Source organism: Streptomyces sp. BE303, from assembly GCF_036290945.1.
In the GTDB taxonomy this organism is placed as follows: domain Bacteria; phylum Actinomycetota; class Actinomycetes; order Streptomycetales; family Streptomycetaceae; genus Kitasatospora.
In genome coordinates, this window is sequence record NZ_JAQYWZ010000440.1 from 1 (window position 1) to 428 (window position 428).

1 pseudogene is annotated in these 428 nt (G+C 74.3%); it reads left to right on the top strand.

Annotated features, from left to right (window positions below):
- Positions 1–428 (top strand): annotated as a pseudogene (locus tag PUR56_RS08715) (glycosyl hydrolase family 8); the annotation flags it as partial.

Genomic DNA, 428 nt, shown 5'->3' on the forward strand with positions numbered 1-428 from the left:
CCGCCACCCCCGGCAGCGTCACCGCCGGCTCCCCCGCCACGCTCAACATCACCACGGCGGGCACCACCACACCCGGCACCTACCCGCTCACCGTCACCGGCACCGCCGCCTCCGGCACCCACACCAGCACCTACACGCTGAAGGTGACGAGCACCCAGCCCGGGAACGACTTCTCGGTCGGCGTGAACCCGGTCTCCGGCACGGTCACGGCCGGTGCGGGCACCAGCGCGAACATCACCACCGCCGTGACGTCGGGTTCGGCGCAGAGCGTCAGCCTCACCGTCTCCGGTGCCCCGGCCGGCGTCAACGCCACCGCCACCCCCGGCAGCGTCACCGCCGGCTCCCCCGCCACGCTCAACATCACCACGGCGGGCACCACCACACCCGGCACCTACCCGCTCACCGTCACCGGCACCGCCGCCTCCGGC